At 60.2% G+C, this 20,758-nt stretch carries 20 protein-coding genes; 9 read left to right on the top strand and 11 right to left on the bottom strand.

The genetic code is table 11. The features are described 5' to 3' along the window. The first annotated feature begins 52 nt into the window (after positions 1-52). A complete protein-coding gene (locus O9X91_RS03735) occupies positions 53-655 on the top strand; it encodes a hypothetical protein (RefSeq protein WP_142911481.1) in 603 nt (200 codons plus the stop codon). 265 nt (positions 656-920) lie between these two features. Here the strand turns inward: O9X91_RS03735 and O9X91_RS03730 are convergent, their stop codons facing one another. Genes O9X91_RS03730 through O9X91_RS03720 form a run of 3 tightly spaced genes read right to left on the bottom strand, consistent with a single transcriptional unit; the run spans position 921 to position 2,621 of the window. Next, positions 921-1,628, bottom strand: a complete 708-nt coding sequence (locus O9X91_RS03730) for a TIGR02281 family clan AA aspartic protease (RefSeq protein ID WP_142911480.1) — start codon at positions 1,626-1,628, stop codon at positions 921-923. Then, positions 1,625-1,816 (bottom strand): DUF1289 domain-containing protein, encoded by a 192-nt coding sequence (locus O9X91_RS03725; protein ID WP_137410623.1) that lies wholly within the window; start codon positions 1,814-1,816, stop codon positions 1,625-1,627. The genes O9X91_RS03730 and O9X91_RS03725 overlap by 4 nt, the downstream gene beginning before the upstream one ends. Before the next feature lie 19 nt (positions 1,817-1,835). After that, a complete protein-coding gene (locus O9X91_RS03720; RefSeq protein WP_142911479.1) occupies positions 1,836-2,621 on the bottom strand; it encodes an adenosylcobinamide-GDP ribazoletransferase in 786 nt (261 codons plus the stop codon). Between the two features lie 154 nt (positions 2,622-2,775). Between O9X91_RS03720 and cobT the strand changes: the two genes are divergently transcribed. After that, complete coding sequence (gene cobT / locus O9X91_RS03715; protein WP_137410621.1) at positions 2,776-3,810, top strand: nicotinate-nucleotide--dimethylbenzimidazole phosphoribosyltransferase; 1,035 nt, start codon at positions 2,776-2,778, stop codon at positions 3,808-3,810. Between the two features lie 8 nt (positions 3,811-3,818). Then, positions 3,819-4,223 (top strand): diacylglycerol kinase, encoded by a 405-nt coding sequence (locus O9X91_RS03710; protein ID WP_080790424.1) that lies wholly within the window; start codon positions 3,819-3,821, stop codon positions 4,221-4,223. 13 nt (positions 4,224-4,236) lie between these two features. Here O9X91_RS03710 and pdhS2 read toward each other — a convergent pair whose 3' ends face one another. Continuing rightward, positions 4,237-5,772 (bottom strand): two-component system sensor histidine kinase PdhS2, encoded by a 1,536-nt coding sequence (gene pdhS2, locus O9X91_RS03705; protein ID WP_077983806.1) that lies wholly within the window; start codon positions 5,770-5,772, stop codon positions 4,237-4,239. Positions 5,773-5,880: 108 nt separating this feature from the next. Here pdhS2 and O9X91_RS03700 point away from each other — a divergent pair, with 108 nt between their 5' ends. The 3 genes from O9X91_RS03700 to O9X91_RS03690 all read left to right on the top strand — a co-directional run bounded on the left by O9X91_RS03700 (position 5,881) and on the right by O9X91_RS03690 (position 7,670). Beyond that, positions 5,881-6,474: a thermonuclease family protein gene (locus O9X91_RS03700; protein WP_142911478.1), complete on the top strand. Its 594-nt coding sequence runs from the start codon at positions 5,881-5,883 to the stop codon at positions 6,472-6,474. Further along, positions 6,467-7,111, top strand: coding sequence for a uracil-DNA glycosylase family protein (locus O9X91_RS03695; RefSeq protein ID WP_162520293.1), 645 nt, complete (start codon positions 6,467-6,469; stop codon positions 7,109-7,111). Before O9X91_RS03700 ends, O9X91_RS03695 begins: the two co-directional genes overlap by 8 nt. A gap of 70 nt (positions 7,112-7,181) precedes the next feature. Beyond that, entirely contained in the window at positions 7,182-7,670 is a 489-nt protein-coding gene (locus O9X91_RS03690) for an Lrp/AsnC family transcriptional regulator (protein WP_003507846.1), read from the top strand. A 220-nt stretch (positions 7,671-7,890) separates the two neighbouring features. Here O9X91_RS03690 and O9X91_RS03685 read toward each other — a convergent pair whose 3' ends face one another. The 5 genes from O9X91_RS03685 to O9X91_RS03665 form a co-directional block, all read right to left on the bottom strand. Then, a complete protein-coding gene (locus tag O9X91_RS03685) occupies positions 7,891-8,715 on the bottom strand; it encodes a class I SAM-dependent methyltransferase (RefSeq protein WP_077983804.1) in 825 nt (274 codons plus the stop codon). A gap of 84 nt (positions 8,716-8,799) precedes the next feature. After that, positions 8,800-9,066 (bottom strand): usg protein, encoded by a 267-nt coding sequence (locus tag O9X91_RS03680; protein ID WP_077983841.1) that lies wholly within the window; start codon positions 9,064-9,066, stop codon positions 8,800-8,802. Between the two features lie 169 nt (positions 9,067-9,235). Continuing rightward, positions 9,236-10,066 carry an ABC transporter permease gene (locus O9X91_RS03675; protein ID WP_269834036.1) on the bottom strand — a complete coding sequence of 277 codons (831 nt, stop codon included), beginning with the start codon at positions 10,064-10,066 and terminating at the stop codon, positions 9,236-9,238. Beyond that, positions 10,063-10,866, bottom strand: coding sequence for an ABC transporter permease (locus tag O9X91_RS03670; RefSeq protein WP_077983802.1), 804 nt, complete (start codon positions 10,864-10,866; stop codon positions 10,063-10,065). The genes O9X91_RS03675 and O9X91_RS03670 overlap by 4 nt, the downstream gene beginning before the upstream one ends. A gap of 112 nt (positions 10,867-10,978) precedes the next feature. Then, the gene (locus O9X91_RS03665; protein WP_077983801.1) at positions 10,979-11,752 is read right to left on the bottom strand and encodes an ABC transporter substrate-binding protein; all 774 of its coding nucleotides are present in this window, start codon (positions 11,750-11,752) and stop codon (positions 10,979-10,981) included. A 337-nt stretch (positions 11,753-12,089) separates the two neighbouring features. On the opposite strand from O9X91_RS03665, the gene O9X91_RS03660 reads away from it, so the two are divergent. Next, entirely contained in the window at positions 12,090-14,306 is a 2,217-nt protein-coding gene (locus O9X91_RS03660; protein ID WP_137410617.1) for an OmpA family protein, read from the top strand. Positions 14,307-14,587: 281 nt separating this feature from the next. On the opposite strand, the gene O9X91_RS03655 is transcribed toward O9X91_RS03660, so the two are convergent. Next, positions 14,588-15,511, bottom strand: coding sequence for a pseudouridine-5'-phosphate glycosidase (locus O9X91_RS03655; RefSeq protein WP_077983800.1), 924 nt, complete (start codon positions 15,509-15,511; stop codon positions 14,588-14,590). A gap of 29 nt (positions 15,512-15,540) precedes the next feature. Continuing rightward, positions 15,541-16,482, bottom strand: coding sequence for a carbohydrate kinase family protein (locus O9X91_RS03650; protein ID WP_269834035.1), 942 nt, complete (start codon positions 16,480-16,482; stop codon positions 15,541-15,543). 246 nt (positions 16,483-16,728) lie between these two features. Between O9X91_RS03650 and recA the strand changes: the two genes are divergently transcribed. Continuing rightward, complete coding sequence (gene recA, locus O9X91_RS03645) at positions 16,729-17,817, top strand: recombinase RecA (RefSeq protein WP_269827070.1); 1,089 nt, start codon at positions 16,729-16,731, stop codon at positions 17,815-17,817. A gap of 234 nt (positions 17,818-18,051) precedes the next feature. Continuing rightward, complete coding sequence (gene alaS, locus O9X91_RS03640) at positions 18,052-20,715, top strand: alanine--tRNA ligase (RefSeq protein ID WP_142911471.1); 2,664 nt, start codon at positions 18,052-18,054, stop codon at positions 20,713-20,715. Positions 20,716-20,758 lie beyond the last annotated feature (43 nt).

The following is a 20,758-nucleotide window of genomic DNA, read 5'->3' as shown; positions in this document are numbered from 1 at the left end:
TATATTTCGTTTATTAAAAGTAAATATAATTTATATTTAAAAGGATTGTTGCATGTCAGCAACGCAGCAAATATCTGAAAGTCCGCAATTGCTCGCCGCGGTGGTCGCGGCGTCCACTGCTTTTACACTGTGGATACTTGGACAGTTTGTAGCGGTGGGGGTAGGATTCTGGAAAAAGTTCCGAGAAAAAGAGAAATTTATTAGGTCTCTCTATGCTGAGCTCGACTTTAATACAGCCGATATGGCGATCTTCCTTGCCGCGCCTATTTCCTATGTGACTTTCAGGGAGCGTATCATGGAAAACAAAGATTTCGTTCCGCACATTACAGATGCACGACACACCCATTTCTATCTGAAGAATATCGATTCAATATCGGCCACTGGAAGAGAGTATATTGGCGATGTCGTCTATTTCTATGGTGTTCTGGATAAAATTCGCGCCAAGATAGATGGAATATACCGGAAGAGTTTCACCAATATTTCACTCGAAGGTCGAGAAAGTGCCATTCGCAGCCTCTACGAACACGCGGAAGAGGCAAAGAAAACCGGCGAGAATCTTTTGCAGACGATGGAAGGAAAATACAGGGGATACAAACTAAAGCGAAAAATCCGTTCGCCGGGCATCTCAAAAAAACAAAAAGCGCCGAAACCATAGTTCGACGCTTCGCTTCTTACAGTGGAAGCACGCTTAGATCAAAGTAGGATAGGATCTGGACCGATCATGTTGAGAACTCCCGCGTTGAATATGTAATCTTGTCTCATGATCAGTGTGGCATGTCAATAATTTGCCGAAGTGACAAAATTTGCGAGTAAGCCGCCGGTTTCAGCGGGTCAGTGTCGGCCAACCTTTTCCTCGTTACTTCACATATATTGTGATGAAAGCGTTTGATCGCAAGATAAGAGCCTTCTCCGAGAGAAGCTTACCGATCCCGCAAACGCAATTCATCGGTCTGCATCTGCAGTGAGCCGAGCGTCGACAGGAAGCTCATGCCGAGCAGGCTCTGGCCCAATTGGCCATCCTGCGCGACGAGGGCGGGGATGTTGCGTCTGGCTATGGGGCCTATGCCGATTTCGGAGAGCGTAACGGGGGCAGCCGCCGTGCGGCCATTCGCGGTCATGACAGGTACGGTATAGCGGAGGTTTGTGGTGTCGATGCCGATTGCTGCCGCATCCGCATTGGCGAGGACCACCGAGCTTGCGCCGGTATCGACCAGCATATGGATCGTCTTGCCCTCGACGGTGACATTCGCCTCGAAATGGCCGCTCATCGATTTATGCAGCACGATCTCCTGTTCACCGCCTGATGTCGTCACCACCACGGCACGACCGGGCATCAGGCCGCCGAGCAGCCGGTCGCCGAAGGATTGCAGATCGTAGCGATAGAGATAGAGCGAGACGAGGCCGAGAATGATGACGAGCCAGACAGCGAGCTGGCGGATGACGGTACTGAGGCTGCCGCGTCTTCCCGCCAGAATGCCGGCGGATAACAGGCCGGCAATCGGCAGAAGATAAAGCACGTGGGCGAATTGATCATTGTCGATGCCGAGTGTCCGGCCGCCGTCGTGATTGATGAGAAGCAGGCCAAGGCCGACGGCCAGCAGAATGAGAACGATGGTCAGCCTGTTCATGCGGTATGTGTCTCCTTGGCGGTCTTGGGCAGGTTTGCCAGTCTTTGCGGCAGCAACGCCATGATTTCGCGCCTCTTCTCATCGCTATATCCCGCCCAGCCGCCGATTTCATCCAGCGTACGGCCGCAGCCGATGCAGAGGCTCACGGTTTCATCGAGGCGGCAGATATGAATGCAGGGTGTTTCCATGATGATTTATATCAGGCCGTCACGCTGCAAGGGCAAGGGCGACGAGAATCACGATCTCCGTGATCTGCTGGCAGGCGCCGATGGTGTCGCCGGTATGGCCGCCGATCTTGCTGTCGCAGAGCCTGCCGAAAAACGCCGCCGCCAGAAAGGCTGCCGCCAGCACAAGGGCAATCGACAGAAGAGGCAGGGCGTGCAGCGTGAAGAGTGTGAAAAGCAGCAGCCCGATCACAAGCGCAATGTTGCGCTCGTTTGTTCCCGGCTGGCCGGCACCGACGGCGATGCCGGAGGTTTTGGCAGCGGGCAGGGACTGCCAGTGCCACACCATCGGGGCGCGGCTGAGGACGAGTGCGGCAATCAGGCAGGCGGCGGCGGTTTTTCCCGGCAGGGTCTCGACCAGCGATGCGAGTGCCGTGGCGCGCAGCGCGAAGGACAGGACCATGGCGATGGTGCCATAGCTGCCAATGCGGCTGTCTTTCATGATCTCAAGTGTGCGGGCCTTGTCCTTGCCGCTGCCGAAACCGTCAGCCGTGTCGGCCAGCCCGTCCTCATGCAATGCGCCTGTGATGAGCGCTGTCAGGCCGATGGCAAGCCAGCCCGTGAGCTGCGGTGACGCGTCGAAACCGGCGAAAACCACCACCAGGAAAGCGGCGGGCAGGGCGATCAGCAGGCCGGCGGCGGGAAAGGCGCGGGCGGTGCGGCGCATCGACACGCCGTCGGCATTGTCGAAAAACCGCGAGGGAACCGGCAGGCGGCTGAGAAAGGCAACGGAATGCATGACATCTGTTATAAAATCCCCGGCCTTCATGCTCTCTCCGTTGCAGTCGCGCTGCATTTCCGGTTGTTCCGCGGCGCATCCGCGATTATGAGAGGCGCAACAAAGACCGATTTGCCGGAAAACACAAGTTCCGGACGCATGAGCCGATGCGAAAGCCAACCCGGCGATGAGAGAGACAGATATCATGAGCATGAGCGGATTGCCCTTCGACGATTTTCGCGCGCTGCTGCGCGAGCTTCCCGGCCCGGATACCCATGCGCTTGTGGCGGCCAAGGAGCGCAATGCGCAGCTGACCAAGCCTGCCGGTTCGCTCGGACGTCTGGAAGAAATCGCCATGTGGCTCGCGGCATGGTCCGGCCGTTCGCCAGCCGTCACCCGTCCGCTGGTGGCGATTTTCGCCGGCAATCATGGCGTGACCCGGCACGGCGTTACGCCCTATCCGACATCCGTCACCCAGCAGATGGTGGAGAATTTTGCGGCAGGCGGTGCGGCAATCAACCAGATCTGCGTTGCAAACGATCTTGGCCTGAAGATTTTCGATCTGGCGCTGGATTATCCGACCGGCGACATTACCTGCGAGCCGGCGCTTTCGGAGCGCGACTGTGCCGCCACCATGGCCTTTGGCATGGAGGCGATTGCCGGCGGCACCGATCTTCTCTGCGTCGGCGAAATGGGTATCGGCAACACGACGATTGCCGCCGCCATCAATCTGGCGCTCTACGGCGGCACGGCGGAAGAATGGACCGGCCCCGGCACCGGCTCGGAAGGCGAAGTCATGGCCCGCAAGATCGCGGCGGTGAAGGCAGCGGTGGAGTTCCACAAGGACCATCTGTCCGATCCGCTCGAAATCATGCGCCGCCTCGGCGGGCGTGAGATTGCGGCGATTGCCGGCGCGATCCTTGCCGCCCGCGTGCAGCGCATTCCCGTGCTGATCGACGGTTATGTGGCGACGGCCGCTGCCGCTCTCCTGAAGGCGGCCAATTCTTCGGCGCTCGACCATTGCCTGATCGGCCATGTCTCGGGCGAGCCCGGCCATCTGGCCGCCGTCGAAAAGCTCGGCAAGACGCCGCTCCTGGCGCTTGGTATGCGTCTCGGTGAAGGCACGGGGGCAGCGCTTGCCGCCGGTATCGTCAAGGCCGCCGCCGCCTGCCATTCCGGCATGGCGACGTTCGAAGCGGCGGGTGTGGACACCCGTATCAGCTCCCGCACCGACCACTGAGGCCGAAGATGGACGCGACGCCGCAAAGCCCGAAACCGGAACCCGTCTTTCGCAAGGAAAAAGGCTGGCGGCATCTTTTTGCCGCCGCGCGTTATTCCGTGCAGGGGCTTGGCCGTCTGTGGCAGGAGGCAGCGTTTCGCCATGAGGTTCTCGCCTTCGGCGTCGGGCTTGCCCTGCTTCTTGCGGTCGGCTCACCCTTTGCGCATCTTCTTGTTTTCACGGTGCTGATGCTGCTGCTGTTTTCGGTGGAGGCGTTGAATACGGCGATCGAGGAGCTGGTGGACCGCATTTCGCCGGAAATCTCCTCCGTTGGACGGCATGCCAAGGACCTTGGCTCCTTTGCCGTCTTCTGCCTGTTGATGGCGAACGGATTTTTCGTGCTGTATTCGCTGGTGACGACGCTGTTCTTCTAAGGTCTCTTCAGCCTTATGCGAAGGACCGGCGGCGCGGCTGGATGGCGTGGGTTTCTTCCACGGCCGGCAGGCTCTGCAACACACGTTTTGCCGGCAGGATGGCGATCCCTTCGGTGCCTTCGCGCAACTTCGATTTCAGGATGAACTGGCCATCATGCTTGGCGAGGATGGCCTGGACGATGGGCAGGCCAAGGCCGGTTCCCTGTTCCGCGCTCTTGATCGCAATCGATCCTTGACCGAAGGCGGACAGCACCACCGGAATTTCATCTTCGGGAATGCCGGGGCCGTTATCCCTGATCGAAACATATTGCCCGCCGCCCGCCGTCCAGCCGGCCTTCACCAGAATCTCGCCGCCCTGCGGGGTGAATTTCACCGCATTGGAGAGCAGGTTGAGAATGACCTGACGGATGGATTTCTCGTCGGCCCAGACCTGCGGCAGGCTGCTTTCGAACTGCTGGGAAATCCGGATATTCTTGGCGCGGGCGCGCAGCTGGATCATGCCGATGCAGTCCTCGGCGATTTCCAGCATGGAGATGGACTCTTCGTTGAGATCGTAACGGCCGGCCTCTATGCGCGACAGGTCGAGGATTTCGTTGATGAGGTCGAGCAGATGCTGGCCGGAGCGGTGGATATCGCCGGAATATTCCTTGTAGAGCGGATTGTTGAGCGGACCGAGCACCTCTGAAGACATGACCTCGGAGAAGCCGAGAATGGCGTTGAGCGGGGTTCTGAGCTCATGCGACATGGAGGCGAGAAAGCGCGATTTCGCCAGATTGGCTTCTTCCGCACGTCGTCGCGCCTCGTCGGACATCGAATTGGCGACTTCGAGTTCGGCGATCAGGTCGTCTTTCTCCGTCTGAGACGACAGGAGCTTGATGCTGGTCTGGTAAAGCCGGCTGGTGATGCGATGACAGAAGAGGATGGCCATGCCGAACATCAGCGCGAGACCGACATCGAAAGGATTGCGCGAGATTGCCGAAGTCATGCAGAGAGCCGCAAGCACCGGCAAAAAGGTCATGAAGGTCGCCCGCCGCAGCATGAAATTGGCCATGGCGGTGAGCGAAAGCGCGATCAGCAGCGTCGAGCCCTTGAAGAAAAGGACGAGCGTCGGGTCGTTGCGAACCGGTTCGGTCAGCGCAAACATCGCCCAGGCGCAGCCGATGAGGATCTGCATGCCGAGGAAGAGGCTTTTCCAGCGCTTAAGATTGTCGGCCGTGATTTCCTGTTTTGCCGCACGCTTGGCCAAGAGTAGAGAGAAAGCGTGGAAGCTCAGCGCCATCAACGACCAGATGATCAGACTGATGTCGCGGGTGATGTAAAGGCCGATGATGGAGGCGAGCACGATGAAAAGCGGCATGATCATCGCGCCCTGCAGGGTTTCGGCGATGTGCATGGTCAGCATTTCGCGTTCATAGGCGTCGCTTGCGCCGGCCCCTTGTTGCAGGCGTTCACGCGTCGTCTTCACCGTGTCGAAAACCGCCTTGTTGCGGTGTTTTTTCGACCGGTCGACGATGATCTTGTCGGTGGACGTGCTGACGCTTTTACTCATTGTTACAACGCAGGGTGACATGAACCCTTGCAGACTACGCGCAAAATCTTAAGAAGATGCTGCTGGGAAAGGATTTGTTTGCCATTTCTGACAAGGGTTTGTTGTTACATGAGACGAAATGGAGGCAAGAGCAGGCGTTTTTCTGCATTTCGCGATGGCGGACTTTTTGTCGCCACGGTTTTTCTCGGCATTCTGATTGCCGCCAAGCTCGACCAGATCAACAGCGAGACCTATAACGGCCGCTTCTTCGTGATCGACGGCGATACGCTCTCGATGGGTGAGGAACGTTTCCGGCTGCTTGGCATCGATGCGCCCGAGCTTGCGCAGACATGCCTGCGTGGCAGCGAAAGCTGGCCGTGCGGCGAGGAGGCGCGTCGTGTCCTGCAAAGGCTGGCCGGGGTGGCCGACTTTTCCTGTTCCGGCAGTTCCAGGGACAGTTACGGGCGGCGGCTGGTTTATTGTTCCGCCGGCGGCAGGGATGTCTCGTCGGAAATGGTGTCGGCGGGTTTTGCCGTCGCATCCGGTTATTTCCAGTTCTCCAGCGAGCAGGCGGCGGCGCGCAGGCGGGAACGCGGAATCTGGGCGGGAGAATTCGAAAAACCGTCGCAATGGCGACGGGAGCATCGCGGCGCGGATCTGGAAACGCCGCCTTGGGGTTTTCTCACAATTGTCCGTCATCTTCTGGGGTGGGATCATGGTTGAGCTGGCGCCGGTGCGTGATGACGGGCTGGACGGATTACGCGGCGAAATCGCGCGCTGTCGGCTCTGTCGCGACAAGCCGCTCAAGGGAATGGCCGATCGCCTGCCGCACGAACCCAGGCCGGTGGTCGTCATGTCGACCAAGGCGCGCATCCTGATTGCAGGGCAGGCGCCGGGGCTTCGCGTACATGAAACAGGGCTGCCGTTCAACGACGCCTCGGGCGACAGGCTGCGCCTGTGGCTGAACGTCGATCGGCAGACGTTCTACGATCCGGATCGTTTCGCCATCGTGCCCATGGGCTTTTGTTTTCCCGGTTATGACGAGAAGGGCAGCGACCTGCCGCCCCGGCGCGAATGTGCGCCGCAATGGCGTGAGCGGGTAATGGCGGCGATGCCGCAGGTGGAGCTGATCCTCGCTGTCGGCCAATATGCGCAGGCGTTTCACCTGGGGGAAAGGCGGCGCAAGACCATGACGGAAACGGTGCAGGACTGGCGCAGCTATCTCCACGCGAATTCCGGTCCCGGAATTCTTCCCTTGCCGCATCCAAGCTGGCGCAATACCGGCTGGCTGAAGAAGAACCCGTGGTTCACGTCGGAACTGCTGCCAGTTCTGCGGCAATATGTGGAAATGCGGCTTTAGTGAAACAATTTTCTGTTTTTTTGCGAAAATTAGTGTATTGAAAGGAAATTAATTCAGGAGGATAGACGCATTGGATCGCCTTGACCGTAAGATTTTGCGCATTCTGCAAGAGGATTCCACGCTGGCCGTTGCCGATCTGGCGAAAAAGGTCGGTCTTTCCACGACGCCCTGTTGGCGGCGTATCCAGAAGATGGAGGAAGACGGCGTCATCCGCCGGCGCGTGGCCTTGCTCGATCCGGTCAAGGTCAACACCAAGGTCACGGTATTTGTTTCCATCCGCACAGCCTCCCATTCCATTGAGTGGCTGAAGCGTTTCTCCGAGGTGGTTTCCGAGTTTCCGGAAGTCGTCGAATTTTACCGCATGAGCGGCGATGTCGATTATCTGCTGCGCGTGGTAGTGCCCGATATTGCGGCCTATGACGCCTTCTATAAGCGCATGATCGCCAAGATCGAAATTCGCGATGTCTCCTCCGCCTTCGCGATGGAGCAGATCAAATATACGACCGAGCTGCCGCTCGATTACATGCTGCTGGACAATCCAAAATCCGGCGAGGAGTGATCCGCCGCCAATCCGGTTTTGGAGCAATGCCCTTTCCGGTAGTCGGGGAGGGCATTTTTTGTTTTGCGGGTTTCGGTGACGGAAAATCGAATCTCTTCAAGCCGCTGGGTGGTCTTGATGAGATATTGATTCAGCAAAGAAGCAGACGTGGCGTTGAAACAAGCGTCCGCCGCTTGTTTCTTCTCCCCGGCGGAGAGAAGAAAGATGCCGCGACGCTGCCTCAGCCTTTGAGCTTGGCGATAATCAGATGGCCGGGCGTCGGATTGCCGTCCTGCATGCGCACGTTGATGTCGGTCACTTCAACGACCTCGAAACCGGTCGCGGCCAGTCTTTCCCGAACATAGGTTTCCGCATGGGCGAAACGCTGGTGCGGGCCGACCATATAGGGACGTCCGGCCAGGGTATCTTCGGGCAGGGTTTCCGACGAGAAGATCAGCAGGCCACCGGCGTTGAGGTTTTCGGCGGCGCCGAAAAACAGTGGCTCCAGCGCGCCGAGATAGGGCAGCACATCGGTGGCAGTGATGATGTCGAAAGGTTCGTCGTCATTGTCTTCAAGAAAATCCTCGGCTTCGGCGACGTAGAGCGTCTCGTAGAGGTCTTTCTCGTGGGCGATTTCGACCATGTTTTCGGAAATATCGATGCCGGTGATGTCGTCTGCCATATCGCGCAACGCTTCGCCGGTGAGGCCGGTGCCGCAGCCGAGATCGAGCAGGCGCTTGAAGGGACCGAGGTTCAGCGTCTGCAGCCGCTGGCGCACCATCATCGGCACGGCGTAACCGAGCTGCTCGACAAGAATGTCCTCGAAAGCTTCGGCGTGCTGGTCGAACAGGGTTTCGACATAGGCGTCAGGCGCTTTCGGCGGGGTTTCGCCCCGGCCCATGGCGGCGATGCGCACGGCCGCGCCGCCGTGATCGTCCGGATCGATGGCCAGAACCTCTTCATAGGCCTTGACCGCCGCGTCCACATCGCCGGCTTTTTCAAGCGCGAGCGCACGGTTATAGGCCTCGGCAAGCGCCTCTTCGTCGATTTTCTGGTTCTTCGTCATCGTGCCTTATCCGTCAGCATCTTCAGTTGAGGTTTGCTGTAAGCCGCATCGGGGACGGGCGCAATGTTTATGTGGTGCGACGGCTCAGTGGATGATGAACTCCCCTTTGAGCGCGCGCCATTCCTGCGCCGAGATTACCTGCCGGTGCACGTAGCGGACGGAGTGCAGCGGTCCGTCGAGCTTTTCCTTCCAGAATTGGAGGAAGCCATGCATTTCGGGGAAATCTGGGGCAAGATCATAGTCCTGCCAGACATAGGTCTGGAGAACCAGCGGATGATCCGGCAGGCGATAAAATATCTGGGCGGTGGTGAGGCCGTAGCCCCTCAGCATCATTTCCATGTCCTTGTTCATGACGGCGGTTCCCGTTTCCATGATTGCCGATCACAGCGTTGTCGCTGTATCGAATATGGGAACACGTCATGGTTAACCCAAGCTTGCCAAAGACATGGATACGTCACAAATTTGTTATATTTTTCAGAGTGTTGGCAGCCTCTCCTGATGAGTGCTGCCAACTTTGCGGCTAGCGCTTGAGGTGACGGGTCAGGCGTGCTTCCAGCCATGCCCAGACATGCCGCAGCGTTTCGACGATCGCCAGGTAGAAGATCGCGGCCCAGAGGTAGGCCTGATAGTCGAAGGTGCGGGAGAAGGCGTAACGGGTCTGGCCCATCAGGTCGAAGACCGTGACGATCGAGACCACGGCCGAACCCTTGATCATCAGGATGATCTCGTTGCCATAGGGACGCAGCGCCACGATGAGCGCCTGCGGCAGGATGATCTTGCGGAAAGTGACGAGTTTCGACAGGCCGAGCGAGGCGGCGCCCTCATGCTGGCCGCGCGGTACGCTGCAGATCGCGCCGCGCAGGATTTCCGCCTGATAGGCGGCGGTATTGAGTGTGAGCGACAACAGGCCGCAATACCAGGCCTCCCGGAAGAACCACCACAGGCCGACGGTTTCCAGCCCCTGGCGGAAACTGCCGAGGCCGTAATAGATCAGGAAAAGCTGCGCCAGTAGCGGCGTGCTGCGGAAGACATAGACATAGGCATAGGCCAGTGCGCCGACGATGCGGTTTTCCGACATGCGGCCGAAGGCGATCGGCACGGAAAGAATGGCGCCGAGAATGATCGAGCTGCCGACGAGGGTGATGGTGGTGATGAGACCGTCGATATAGCGCGGTCCGTAGCGCTGGAATTTGTCCCAGTCCCAGCCCTCGATCATGGCGAAGATCAGCGCGGCGGCGAGCAACAGCCAGAGCGTGATGACGGCGACGCCGACGATGCGCGAAATATTGAGCGGCTTGTCCGCGACGGCCGGGGCGGGGCGGGGCGGGATGAGTTCCTGAATATGGCTCATCTGCTCGCCTCCGACTTGCGCGACCAGCGATCGATGAAGCCTATGCCAATGGAGGATAGCAGCGCGAGGATGAGGTAGAGCAGGCAGGCGATGCTGTAGAAGAAGAAGGCTTCCTTGCTGACGCGGGCGGCGATGCCCGTCTGGCGAACGATATCGGCAAGGCCGATGATCGACACGTAGGACGTGTCTTTGAGCAGGATGACCCAGAGATTGGTCATGCCGGGCAGGGCGATGCGGACAAGTTGCGGAATGATGATGAGCACCATTGTGCGGCCCCGCGAAAGCCCCAGCGCCGCACCCGCCTCATATTGTCCCTTCGGTATGGCCTTGAAGGCGGAGAGCAGCACTTCAGACGCATAGGACGAAAACACCACCGAGAGCGCCACCATGCCGGCCACGAAGGCGTTGATCTCGATCGGACCGGTGAAGCCGACATAACCGGCCGCCGATTGCAGCAGCATCTGGATGCCGTAATAGACGATGAAGAGCGTCAGCAGTTCCGGCAGGCCGCGGAAGATGGTGGTGTAGATGCCGGTCGCCAGCCGCAGCGATTTTTCTTCCGATTGTGCGGCGAGCGCGATGAGAAAACCGATCAGCAGCCCCACGGGCAGGGTGGCAAGCGCCAGCGAGATGGTGACCTTGACGCCGAAGGCGATTTCATCGCCCCAGCCCGCATCGCCGCAGGCGACTAGAGTGCCGTTTCCGAAAAGCGAGAAGAGACCGACCGGCCCGCAAAAGGGATCGAGAAGTGTTGAGACATAGGTCCAGAACGCACCTATGGCGGAAAATGCTCCGCTCATGCCAATTTTCCCCTGCGGTCTTAAGCCGCCGTGATTGTTATTGTGACGTTTTCAAACAAAAATGGCGGAAGGGCAACCCTTCCGCCACGAGATTTCAACAGGCCGGACGGGCTTACTCGCCGTAAACGTCGAAATCGAAGTATTTTTTGTTGATCTCCTGATACTTGCCGCTGGCACGAATGGCGGCGATGGCGGCGGTGAACTTGTCGGCGAGCGCCGTGTCACCCTTGCGGACGGCGACGCCCGCACCATTGCCGTTGATCTCGACATCGACCGGAAGCGGCGTCAGGATTTTGCAGCAGGCGCCCGCATCCGTCTTCAGCCATTCCGACAGCACGACGATATCGTCGATGACGGCGTCGATACGGCCATTGGCGATGTCGAGCTTATATTCGTCGGCGGTCGGATACATCTTCACGTCGGCATCCGGGAAATGCTTTTCTGCATAGTTGGAGTGGGTGGTGGAACCCTGCGCGCCGAGCGCCTTGCCCTTCAGATCATCGACGGACTTGATCGGAGAATCCTTCGGCACGGCGATGGCCGGCGGGGTGTTGTAATATTTCTTGGAGAAGTCGACCTTCTCGAGACGCTCGGGCGTGATCGACATGGACGCGATGATGGCGTCGAACTTCTTGGCCTGAAGGGCGGGAATGATGCCGTCCCAGTCATTGGTGACGAAGGTGCACTCGGCCTTCATTTGCTCACACAGAGCCTTGGCGATGTCGATGTCGAAGCCGGTCAGTGTGCCGTCGGCTTCGAGATTGTTGAAGGGCGGGTAGGCGCCTTCCGTGCCGATGACGATCTTGTCCTGCGCAAGCGCAGCGCCCGAAAACAGCGAGATGGCGGCAATCGATACGGCTGCGAGCAGACGGGTGGAAATAGGCATTTCGATCCTCTCTTTTGGTCGTTCATCCGCGGTCTGTTGTTGTTTTCAGTGCGGACGCCATGGGCGCCGGGCGCAGCGGTGTACCGCCTGCCGCCTGAGCGCGATTGGGATTATTCATCCGGTTGGTCAAAAAATGCAACTGCAATATTAGTGATCGCGTTTGTGCCGCAGAGCTTCCACGAAAAGGCCTTGATCTGTTCATTTCCGGTACAGAAGCATCTGGTCATCATGGGAACCGGAGCGTGTGTTAGGCGTTGAACAGCGCCTGCGTGCCAAGCCGGGCCCACGACGTCGCATAATTTGCGACCCATAAATGACGGCAGATGAGGAAGCACTGATGCTGAAGAAGAAAAACACATTGCTGACCGGGGTGGTTTTTCCGCTCATGTCTCTCGCGATCGCGGTCGAGCCAGCAGCGGCGGGCTTTGCCGGTGCGTCCCGCGCGCAGGCGCCGATCTCGCAGGTAGCGCCCGGACAGATCATTCTGGCGCAGGCGGAGCCGGCACAGGAAAACCCGGAAGAGGAACTCAAGAAGAAGCGTCAGCAGGCGGAGGAGGCGCAGCCCCAGGCCGAGCCCAAGCGTGAGGAACGCGCCCCGGAGCCCCAGCGCGAGCCGGAACCAAAGCGCGAGGCGGCCCCGGCCGAACCTCGCCCCGAGCCCAAGCGCGAGGCGCCTCCAGAACCGCAGCAGCGTGAGGCGCGTCCCGAACCGGCACCTGCCGAGCAGCCGCAGGAGCGTCCCCGCACGCCTGAGCGCGCGAAGGAACCGCAGGGCGAGGGCGAACAGCGCCCGGCCCGCCAGCGCGAAGCAGCCCCGGAAGCAGCGCCTGCCGAACAGCAGCCGCAGGAACGCCCGCGCAAGCCCGCCCGCGCTGAACAGCCGGCGGCAGATGGCGAGCAGCGACCCGAGCGCCCGCGCAGGGAGCCAGCGAAGGAACCGGCCGCCGAGCAGCAGCCTGCCGCGCGGCCTGAAAATTCCGAGCAGCCTGCCAAGCCCGCGCCCGAGAAGAAGCCGGTAGAAGAAAAAGCACCGGAGCAGAAAGCGGCACCGGCCGAAAAACCCGTGCCCGAGAAGAAACCCGCAGCGCCCGAGCCGGCTGCGAAAGAAGCACCGGTTCCGACAGAGGCGCCCACGCCCGCACGCCCGCCTGCTCCCGAAGCACAGCCCAACCCCGCTCCCGGCCAGCAGCCTTCAGAGCAGCCACCGGTTAAGGGTGAACCCGCAGCCCCACTGCCGGGCACACCGACGCCGCCGCCAAGCGGTGCGACAACCGGACAGGCGCCGGCCGGAGAAGCCGTTCCCAATCAGGTCGCTATTCCACAAACGGAAGCGCCGCCGATGACGAAGGAAGAGCTGGACAAGGCCAAGGCAATCGCCAAGGACCCGTCCAAGACCGCCGATACCGTCATTCTGCCGGTCGATAAGGGCGCCGCCGTTCTCGACAGCGACAAGGAAGTGGAACGTTCCGGCAATCGCCAGACCCGCGAGGAGCGCCGCCGTGAACGCGAACAGGCGGGTGACGTGAAGGTTCCGACCTCCGACGCGGAGGCGCAGCGCGCCGGCGCGGCTGAAGGCAAGGCTCCGCCGCCGCCCGTCAAGATGGAGGCCATCACCTCGCAGCAGGGCGAGCGTGTCGACCGTCGCCCGCAATATGAGCGGCCGGAAGGCGTGCGCGAATGGCAGCCACGCGAAGGCCGCCCGCGTGATCGCGACCGCAATGCGCCGATCATCCTGCAATTCGGCGACCGCGTCGTGGTGCGCGGCGACGACAACCAGCGCTTCATCCGCGATGGTGGCGAGCCCTATTACGAGCGTCTGCCTGGCGGCCGTGTCCGCGAAACCGTGGAGCGCCGTGACGGAACGCAGGTGGTGACGATCCGCAACCGTTATGGTGACGTGATCCAGCGCTCGCGCATCGACGATCGCGGCCGCGAATATGTGCTGTTCTATGCGCCGGAACTGATGGAAGATCCCGACCGCGACTACGTCTATCGCGATCCGGGCCTCGACCTGCCGCCGATGCGCCTGCGCATTCCCGTGACGGACTACATCATCGACACCTCGAGCGATCCGGACCGCGATTATTATCGCTTCCTGGAACAGCCGCCGGTCGAGCCGGTGGAGCGGGTCTATTCGCTGGATGAAGTGCGATACTCGGCCCGTATCCGCGACAAGGTGCGCCGTATCGACCTCGATACCATCACCTTCGCCACCGGCAGCGCCGAAATTCCGATGGCGCAAGCCCGTTCGCTGCGCAAGGTGGCGGATGCAATCAACAAGGCGCTGGATAAAAATCCGGGTGAAACCTTCCTGATCGAAGGTCATACCGATGCCGTCGGTTCGGATGAAAGCAACCTCGTTCTGTCCGACGAGCGCGCCGCCTCCGTCGCCAATGTGCTGACCGATGTCTACGGCATTCCGCCGGAAAACCTCGCGACGCAGGGCTACGGCGAGCGCTACCTGAAGGTCCAGACGCTCGGCCCGGAACAGCAGAACCGCCGCGTCACCATCCGCCGCGTGACGCCGCTGGTGAAGCCGGTCGCTCAGAACTGATTGGGTTCTGATGAAAAAAAGGGCCCGGAAGGCGTAAGCTCTCCGGGCCTTTTTGTTGTCGTGACGGGTCTTTCCTGCAACTCGACGTCATCCTCGGGCTCGTCCCGAGGATCCAATCACGTCTCACCGGGCGAGGCGTCGCAGATGCCCGGGACAGGCCCGAGCATGACGGAGGGGAAGTTTGCGACCTGCGACTTCCGGGAAGTCAAAAGCTCGCGACTCTTCTTTATTTTGACGAAGCCTCTCTGCTGTCAAACGGAACGAAGAGGGCAGAAATGGCCTCAGCTCAACGCCACGGCGATTTCCGCAGCAAGCTGCGCATTGTTGCGCACCAGCGCGATATTGGTTTCCAGGCTGCGGCCATCCGTCAGGCGGAAGATGTCGCCAAGCAGGTAGGGGGTAACTTCCTTGCCGGTCACTTCGTCGCGTTCGGCGTGGGATATGGCACGGTTGATGTAGATTTCCATCTCCTCGCGCGGAATTTCATCCTCTTCCGGCACGGGATTGGCCACCAGCATTCCGCCATCGATACCCAGCTGTTCGCGGGTCGCCTGGAAATTGGCAATGGCTGCGGGGCTGTTGAGCGAGAGCGGGCTCGGCAGGCCGGAGGAGCGCGACCAGAAAGCCGGGAATTCTTCCGAGCCGAAGGTTACGACCGGCACGCCGTTGGTTTCGAGGACTTCAAGCGTCTTCGGGATGTCGAGGATAGCCTTGGCACCAGCGCACACGACGATCACGCCGGTCTTGGCAAGCTCGGTCAGGTCGGCGGAGATGTCGAAGGTCTCTTCAGCACCCTTGTGCACGCCGCCGATGCCGCCGGTGGCAAAAACGCGAATGCCGGCGCGAGCGGCGGCGATCATGGTCGCTGCAACCGTGGTCGCGCCTGTCCGGCGCTCGGCGATCGCAAAGGCGATATCGGCGCGCGAGACCTTCATGGCGTCGGTGGTCTTCGCCAGCGCCTCGAGCTGGTCTTTCTCAAGGCCGATATGGAGGGTGCCGTGAATGACGGCGATGGTGGCCGGAACCGCACCCTGATCGCGGATGATCTGTTCGACGCTTTCCGCCATTTCGATATTGCCGGGGTAAGGCATGCCGTGGGTGATGATGGTCGATTCGAGCGCGACGATCGGCGCGCCGCGCTGCTTGGCGGCGGCGACTTCCTGAGAATAGACGATGGGCAGGAGCGGGGAGATGGGGCGGGTCATTTCATCTGTTCCAGTTTTTAAAAGCGGGTTCATGCCAGCATTTCAGCCTGGGGAACAAGCCCTAACATGGCGTCCACACTGTCTTTTGATAGGTCCTGCGAGGTGGCGAAGGGTGACTGCACGGTAATGGCGGCTGCCGCGGCCCCCCGTCTCAATGCCTCCGAGATTGTTTCTCCCTCGGCAATGGCGGCGAGATAACCGGAGGCCATGGCATCACCGGCGCCGGTGACATCCTTCACCTCGCGGATAAGGGGTGGGTGGAGGATTGCTTTTCCCGTCCCGTTGAAGGCCACGACTTCGCTTGCGCCGCGGGTGACGACACCGCCGGAAAGCCCGGCCTTGCGCAATATATCCGGCCAGTCACGGACATTCTGTGCCGTCTCGCCGGTCAGCGCGCGGGCTTCCGCTTCGTTCATGAAGAGGATGTCGATATCGCCGAGCGCCGCCTTCAGCTTCACAGCCTTGGCCGGCGAAATGGCTATGGCCGCCAGCGGCTTCTCACAGGTGCGAGCGATGAGGCCAAGCGCCGTCAGCGTATCCTCGGGCAGGTTGGCGTCGCAAAGCAGGATATCGCTCGTCGTTATCGCCTCGCGCACGGCGCGTATCTTGAGGCGGCGCGGGGTGAAGAGTTTGTAGAGATCCATATCGGCAAGCGCGATGACGAGGTTGCCATCGCGCTCCAGAATGGCTGTGTAGCTCGGCGTGCGCCGGTCGAGGAAGGTGAACGGCGTGTCTTCCACGCCCGCCTGACGTGCGGCCTCCGCCACCGCTTCGCCCGTCACGTCGCCGCCGCGCGGCGCGATGATGCGGACCTGAAAGCCGAGCCGGGAAAGATTGCGCGCGGCGTTTAAACCGCCGCCGCCCGCCTCTTCCATCCACGAGCCGGGGTTGCTGGCGCCCGGTGCCGTTTCAGTCTCGATCATGCCGCGTCTGTCGATATGCGCGCCGCCCAGAACGAGTATTTTCTTCACGCTTGCGTTTCCCTCTCTGGCGGATGGAAAGACCGGACGATTCGGCCTAAACTGACGTCTTCCTGACCTCGCCTCCGGTTTGCGGCTATGGGCCGCGCACAGAAAAACGAAAGCAGAACAAACGACTTATCACTATTTGTTTTCAATATGCTGGCTCAGCCTTGTGAAATGAGAACAAATAGAGTACATACCGTTTCCATACTGCTTCATTGCCTGTGCGGCTTCAATAACCTAAAGGTGGTTCGGATGGCACAAAATTCTTTGCGTCTCGTAGAGGATAAATCGGTGGATAAAAGTAAGGCACTGGAAGCGGCGCTCTCCCAGATCGAACGGTCGTTCGGCAAGGGATCGATCATGAAGCTCGGTTCCAATGAAAATGTGGTTGAGGTGGAGACCGTTTCGACGGGTTCGCTCAGCCTGGATATCGCGCTCGGCATCGGCGGTCTGCCGAAGGGGCGCATCGTTGAAATTTACGGTCCGGAAAGCTCGGGTAAAACGACGCTGGCGTTGCAGACAATCGCGGAAGCCCAGAAGAAGGGCGGCATCTGCGCCTTCGTCGATGCCGAACATGCGCTCGATCCGGTCTATGCCCGCAAGCTTGGCGTGGATTTGCAGAGCCTGTTGATCTCGCAGCCGGATACGGGCGAGCAGGCGCTTGAGATCACCGATACGCTGGTGCGCTCCGGCGCGGTGGACGTTCTTGTGGTCGACTCCGTTGCGGCGCTGACGCCGCGGGCGGAAATCGAAGGCGAGATGGGCGACAGCCTGCCGGGTCTTCAGGCGCGTCTGATGAGCCAGGCGCTGCGCAAGCTGACGGCTTCGATCTCCAAGTCGAAGTGCATGGTCATCTTCATCAACCAGATCCGTATGAAGATCGGCGTCATGTTCGGTTCGCCGGAAACGACGACCGGCGGTAACGCTCTCAAGTTCTACGCCTCGGTGCGTCTCGACATCCGCCGTATCGGCGCGGTCAAGGAACGTGAAGAGGTTGTCGGCAACCAGACGCGCGTCAAGGTCGTCAAGAACAAGATGGCGCCGCCCTTCAAGCAGGTGGAATTCGACATCATGTATGGCGAAGGCGTTTCCAAGACCGGTGAGTTGGTCGATCTCGGCGTGAAGGCCGGCATCGTTGAGAAATCCGGCGCATGGTTCTCCTATAACAGCCAGCGTCTGGGGCAGGGGCGTGAAAACGCCAAAACCTTCCTGCGCGACAATCCGGATACGGCAAACGAGATCGAACTGGCGCTGCGCCAGAATGCCGGCCTGATTGCGGATCGTTTCCTGCAGAATGGCGGTCCTGATGCCGGCGATGACGGCGACGGTGACGAGGGTTGATCCTGTCGTTGAGTTTCAGGAATCCGATGCAGGTTCGCCTGTCTTGATGTGAATTGATTGAACAAAATGGGCCGTGCGATTTCTGTCGTGTGGCCCTTTTTGTTTGTCGGTGCGCCTTCACCGGTCTCCATGGCTGGACAGGGCTGGATACGGACGATAAAAGCCATTGATTTTGCAATATAGCCATCGTTGCCGATGGCGGTGATGGACTCCAGTTGTGAGCGGTGTGTGGGCATGAGCGGTGTAAATGAAATTCGGTCGACCTTCCTCGACTACTTCAAGAAGAACGGACATGAGATTGTGCCCTCCAGCCCGCTGGTGCCGCGCAACGATCCGACGCTGATGTTCACCAATGCCGGCATGGTGCAGTTCAAGAACGTCTTTACCGGTCTTGAAAGCCGTCCCTATTCCACCGCGGCATCCGCGCAGAAATGCGTGCGCGCTGGCGGCAAGCATAATGACCTCGACAATGTCGGTTATACTGCCCGCCACCACACTTTCTTCGAAATGCTCGGCAATTTCTCCTTCGGCGATTATTTCAAGGAAGAGGCGATCACGCATGCCTGGAACCTGATCACCAAGGAATACGGCATCGACCGCAACCGTCTGCTGGTCACGGTCTATCACACCGACGACGAGGCCTTTAACCTCTGGAAGAAGATTGCCGGTTTCTCCGACGACCGCATCATCCGCATCCCGACCAGCGACAATTTCTGGGCGATGGGCGATACCGGTCCGTGCGGCCCCTGTTCGGAAATCTTCTATGATCACGGCGATCATATCTGGGGCGGCCCGCCCGGCTCGCCGGATGAGGATGGCGATCGCTTCATCGAAATCTGGAACCTCGTCTTCATGCAATATGAGCAGGTGACGAAGGAAGAGCGCATCGACCTGCCGCGCCCGTCGATCGACACCGGCATGGGGCTGGAGCGTATTTCTGCGCTGCTGCAGGGCAAGCATGACAATTACGATACGGACCTGTTCCGTGCACTGATCGCCGCTTCCGTCGAAGCGACCGGCGTTCCCGCCGAAGGCGAAAAGCGCGCCAGCCACCGCGTCATCGCCGACCATCTGCGCTCGTCCGCCTTCCTTATTGCCGATGGCGTGCTGCCGTCCAATGAAGGGCGCGGTTATGTTCTGCGCCGTATCATGCGCCGCGCCATGCGCCATGCCGAACTTCTCGGCGCGCGCGAGCCGCTGATCTACAGGTTGCTGCCGTCGCTGGTGCAGCAGATGGGCCGCGCCTACCCGGAACTGGTTCGCGCCGAGGCGCTGATCTCCGAAACGCTGAAGCTTGAGGAAACCCGTTTCCGCAAGACGCTGGAGCGCGGCCTGTCGCTGCTGTCCGATGCCACTTCGACGTTGCACAAGGGCGACATGCTGGATGGCGAAACCGCCTTCAAGCTCTATGACACCTACGGCTTCCCGCTCGATCTGACGCAGGACGCGCTGCGCGCCCGCGAAATCGGCGTCGATATTTCCGGCTTCACGGATGCGATGGAGCGTCAGAAAGCGGAAGCCCGCTCGCATTGGGCCGGCTCCGGCGACAAGGCGACTGAGACAATCTGGTTCGAGCTCAAGGAAAAGCTCGGCGCCACCGAGTTTCTCGGTTACGACACGGAAACGGCAGAGGGTGTTGTGCAGGCGATCGTCAAGGACGGCAAGGCTGTCGAAAGCGCTGCGGATGGTGAGGCCGTTCAGGTCGTCGTCAACCAGACGCCGTTTTATGGCGAGTCCGGCGGCCAGATGGGCGATACCGGCGTTATCACCGGCGATACTGGCGCCTTTGCCGTTTCCGATACCCAGAAGCGGGGCGAAGGCCTCTTCGTCCACATGGGCACCGTTTCCAAGGGTGGCCTGAAAGTGGGCGACGCCGTTCAGCTGACGGTCGATCATGATCGCCGCTCGCGCTTGCGTGCCAACCATTCCGCCACTCACCTGCTGCATGAGGCGCTGCGCGAAGTGCTCGGCACCCATGTTGCGCAGAAGGGGTCGCTGGTCGCGCCCGAGCGCCTGCGCTTTGACGTCTCGCATCCGAAGCCGATGTCGGCCGAGGAGTTGAAGGTCGTCGAAGAAATGGCCAACGAAATCGTGTTGCAGAACTCGCCAGTCGTCACCCGTCTGATGAGCGTCGATGACGCCATTGCCGAGGGCGCTATGGCGTTGTTCGGCGAGAAATACGGTGATGAAGTTCGTGTCGTTTCGATGGGCACTGGCCTGCATGGCGCAAAAGCCAACCGTCCTTATTCGGTCGAACTCTGCGGCGGTACGCATGTGGGCGCGACCGGCCAGATCGGTCTCATCCGCATCCTCGGTGAAAGCGCCGTCGGTGCTGGCGTTCGTCGTCTCGAGGCTGTCACGGGGCAGGGCGCGCTTGCCTATCTTTCTGAACAGGATGAGCGAGTGAAGGCGCTGGCCTCATCGCTGAAAGTTCAGCCGGGCGATGTTCTGTCGCGCGTTGAAGGCCTGCTGGACGAGCGCAAGAAGCTTGAGCGTGAGCTTGCCGATGCCCGCCGCAAACTCGCCATGGGCGGCGGCTCGGCGGATGCCGGCGCAAGCGACGTCAAGCAGGTCGCGGGCGTCAACTTCTTGGCAAAATCCATGTCCGGCATCGATGCCAAGGATTTGAAGGGTCTTGCCGATGAGGCCAAGGCTAATCTCGGCTCCGGCGTCGTGCTGCTGATTGCCGTTTCCGAAGACGGCAAGGCAAGTGCTGTTGCGGCCGTGACCGAAGATCTGACGGGCCGTTTCAGCGCTGTTGATATCGTCCGCACCGCTTCCGCCGCCCTCGGCGGCAAGGGTGGCGGCGGACGCCCGGATATGGCGCAAGCCGGCGGCCCTGACGGCGCCAAGGCGCAGGAGGCCATCGAAGCGGTGGCGGCGGCACTGGCTGCCTGATGCGAGAAAATTGAAGAGGGCGGGGCTTTTACCCCGCCTTTTT

This window comes from Agrobacterium salinitolerans, assembly GCF_027498475.1.
Lineage (GTDB): Bacteria > Pseudomonadota > Alphaproteobacteria > Rhizobiales > Rhizobiaceae > Agrobacterium > Agrobacterium salinitolerans.
Note: the sequence above shows the minus strand (reverse complement) of the source record. Positions and strands in the feature narration are given on the sequence as shown.